The organism is Pseudoalteromonas sp. SR45-5, from assembly GCF_014163565.1.
In the GTDB taxonomy this organism is placed as follows: domain Bacteria; phylum Pseudomonadota; class Gammaproteobacteria; order Enterobacterales; family Alteromonadaceae; genus Pseudoalteromonas; species Pseudoalteromonas distincta.
The window spans coordinates 1-3,117 of record NZ_JACJDN010000486.1 but is presented as its reverse complement, the minus strand read 5'-3'; the positions used below and the strand labels follow the sequence as shown (position 1 = coordinate 3,117).

Sequence of the window (3,117 nt, the reverse complement as noted above, 5' to 3'; positions counted from 1 at the left end):
TGTGTGTTTATTTTATCAAATTTAAACTAAACGGGTAATTAAACTCTTTACCTTCATTAGCTTTAATACTTGCCATTACAACCATTACAAACCCAAAAATTGCCACTATAGGTAGTAATATTAAGCCGACTGCTACAAACATCAGTACAAAACAAACTACATATGCAATTGCCATCGTTATTTGAAAGTTAAGCGCCTTTTTACCGTGCACGTCAACAATTGGCATTTCATCTCTTTTAATTAACCACACAATTAATGGCCCAATTATTGAGCCAAACGGCACAACAAACCCAGCAAGCGCACTTAAATGGCATAACATAGCCCACGTACGGTCATCTTTATTAACTGGTTCAACCTGCTGATTTTCTTCCATAACACTCTCCTTTTTGTTTTATGTATGTTGCCTCTTAACTAAACAAATGTCTACAAATCAACCAACGTATTTATGTTTAAAAATCACAGCGTGAAATCTTGTGATAAAAAAGTGATAAGTTTGTGAGAGTTTCTGGAGACGATTATTCAATACTCAACTCGAATCATCACTTACAGGAAATAATAATGAAAACTTCTACATTAACAATCGCAATTCTTTTAGCGGCAGCTAGCCAATCGACTATGGCCGCAGAATTAGACCTAAAAGTAACTAACCTAACCAAAGGTATTCACTTTACTCCACTGTTAATTACAGCACACAACAGCGAAGACACACTATTTGAAGTAGCAACGCAAGCATCTACAGCATTACAAACAATGGCTGAAGGCGGTAATATTGCAGAGCTAGTTGCACAAGCAACTGCAGCGGGCAGTGATATGGCTGCAAATCCAGCTGAAGGTTTACTTGCACCAGCCGCATCTACAACGGCAACACTTACCACTATCGACGGTAACGAGTACCTATCATTAACTGCAATGATGCTACCAACTAATGATGGCTTTGTAGGCTTAAACAGCTGGAAAATCCCAACAGAAGCGGGTACTTACACAATTAATTTAAATGCTTACGATGCAGGCACAGAACAAAACAATGAGCTTGTAGTTGAAGGCTCTGGCGCACCAGGTACTCCGGGTATTCCTGCTGCTCCAGGTGGCGACGCTGGCACTGGCGGTACAGGTGTATTAAGTGGTGATACAAACACTAACATTCATATTCACCCGGGTAGCTTAGGTGATGACGATTTAGAAGCGGGTAATAGCGATTTAAGTAATACAGTACACAGATGGTTAAACCCAGTAGCACAATTAACCGTTACAGTTAAGTAGGAGCATGATTATGTCATCTGCTAACAACCTTAAAAAAAGTCTACTAGTGCTTGCACTTGCAACCACACTTGCAGCGTGTAGCGATAATGATAACGACCCAGTTGTTGAAGAGCCGGTCGTTGTTGAGCCAATTGTTGTAGAACCTGTGATCAGTGAGTTTACTATTACTTTTAGTAACTTAACTGCAGGACAGCCTTTGTCACCACTCTCTGTCATTGCTTTTGAAGATGAAGCACCTTGGACCTTCGGTACAACAGCTTCTGTTGGCTTAGAAATGCTTGCAGAAAGCGGTGCAAATGAAGAATACCTCAGCTACGAAAGTGCACTTGCTGCAGTTTCAGCTGAAGGCGCTATTGGCCCTGGTGAAACCACCACAGTAATCATTACTGTTGAAGAGCAAGAAACGCTTAATTTGTCATTTGCTGCCATGCTTGGGAATACAAATGATGCTTTTACCGGTCTTAGTTCTTTAGATGTATCAACATTAGAAGTTGGCGGTTCGTTATCACGCACTACGACTGCTTATGATGCGGGTACGGAAGCAAATACAGAAACAGCTGAAACTGTGCCAGGTCCTGCCGCTAGTGGTGAAGGGTTTAACGAAATACGTGACGATACAGCCGATATAATAACGATGCATCCAGGCATTGTTTCAAATCAAGATGGATTATCTACATCAGCACTTGGTGTTGAACATAAGTTTGATAACCCAGTATCGAAAATAGTAATTACGCGCACGCAGTAACGTTCCAGCTTGTAATGGGGAAGTAAGGGAGCACGGATGCCCCCCTTTTTACGAGGTTATACATGCGTCACGAAAAAATATTAGTAGTAGAAGATGACAGAGAAATAGGTAAGTTAATTACCACGCAGCTAACGTCGCTTAACTTACATGTTGATCATGTTGTAAGCGCAGAACTAGCCTTAAAAAAAATAGCTAAGCATCCCTACGGACTTATTTTACTCGATATAAACTTACCCCAAATGGATGGTTTGAGCTTATGCCGAAAAATAAAAGAGCATTACCCTACTACCTCCGTTATTTTACTCACCGCGCTGAGTAGCGATATGGACAGAGTTATTGGCCTTGAAATGGGCGCCGATGATTATATTTGTAAACCCTTTTTTGCACGCGAATTACAAGCCAGAGTCAAAACCCAATTACGGCACAGAGCACAACTACTCGCAGGCCAAAACAACGACAACTCCCCCGTTGATAGCGAACAAACACTAAATGTAGGCTCACTCAATATAGAATTTAGTTCGCACCAAGTGTATTTAGGCAAGCAAGCCCTTAACCTTACCGCCACCGAATTTGATTTACTCGTTTACTTTGCACGCCATCCTAATCATGTTTTTAGCCGTCAGCAGTTACTCGATAAAGTATGGGGTTACCAACACAGTGGTTACGAGCACACGGTTAATTCACATATAAACCGCTTACGTGCCAAGCTAGAAGAACACCAACAAGCGCCTATCATCGAAACAGTTTGGGGAGTTGGTTACAAACTAAACCCTAGCCAACTCAATTAAGACACCTTTTATGAAATTATCTTTGTATCAAAAATTAGCTATATCGCTAGTTGTCATTTTTTGTTTTATTTGCGCCCTAGTTTACGGCTGGAGCAAGCAATTAGAACTCACCTCAAAACATCATGCTGAGCAAAATTTACATTTGGCGCTTGCCGAGCATTTAGTACAAGATAACCCATTAATAAAAGAAGGTGTTTACGACTATAAAGCGCTTGAAAACCTCTTTCATACCTTGATGTTATTAGGCCCTGCGTTTGAATTTTATTTTGTAGACGAAACCGGAAAAATTCTTACTTACTCAGCAAAGCCGGGTAAAGTTAAACG

4 protein-coding genes and 1 pseudogene are annotated in these 3,117 nt (G+C 40.7%); 4 read left to right on the top strand and 1 reads right to left on the bottom strand.

All coding sequences use genetic code 11. From position 1 onward, the window contains the following. Positions 1-7: 7 nt before the first annotated feature. Positions 8-373: a DUF4870 domain-containing protein gene (locus H5072_RS15490; RefSeq protein ID WP_024595771.1), complete on the bottom strand. Its 366-nt coding sequence runs from the start codon at positions 371-373 to the stop codon at positions 8-10. A gap of 185 nt (positions 374-558) precedes the next feature. Between H5072_RS15490 and H5072_RS15485 the strand changes: the two genes are divergently transcribed. The 4 genes and pseudogenes from H5072_RS15485 to H5072_RS15470 all read left to right on the top strand — a co-directional run. Next, a complete protein-coding gene (locus tag H5072_RS15485; RefSeq protein WP_182694027.1) occupies positions 559-1,260 on the top strand; it encodes a spondin domain-containing protein in 702 nt (233 codons plus the stop codon). 10 nt (positions 1,261-1,270) lie between these two features. Beyond that, a complete protein-coding gene (locus H5072_RS15480) occupies positions 1,271-2,005 on the top strand; it encodes a spondin domain-containing protein (protein ID WP_024607274.1) in 735 nt (244 codons plus the stop codon). A gap of 62 nt (positions 2,006-2,067) precedes the next feature. Beyond that, a complete protein-coding gene (locus H5072_RS15475) occupies positions 2,068-2,793 on the top strand; it encodes a response regulator transcription factor (RefSeq protein ID WP_166377902.1) in 726 nt (241 codons plus the stop codon). Positions 2,794-2,803: 10 nt separating this feature from the next. After that, positions 2,804-3,117: pseudogene (locus H5072_RS15470) on the top strand (sensor histidine kinase); the annotation flags it as partial.

Excerpts from the sequence above, each read along its gene's own strand:
- H5072_RS15490 (WP_024595771.1), bottom strand. The coding sequence starts at position 373 with ATGGAAGAAAATCAGCAGGTTGAACCAGTTAATAAAGATGACCGTACG.
- H5072_RS15485 (WP_182694027.1), top strand. The coding sequence starts at position 559 with ATGAAAACTTCTACATTAACAATCGCAATTCTTTTAGCGGCAGCTAGC.
- H5072_RS15480 (WP_024607274.1), top strand. The coding sequence starts at position 1,271 with ATGTCATCTGCTAACAACCTTAAAAAAAGTCTACTAGTGCTTGCACTT.
- H5072_RS15475 (WP_166377902.1), top strand. The coding sequence starts at position 2,068 with ATGCGTCACGAAAAAATATTAGTAGTAGAAGATGACAGAGAAATAGGT.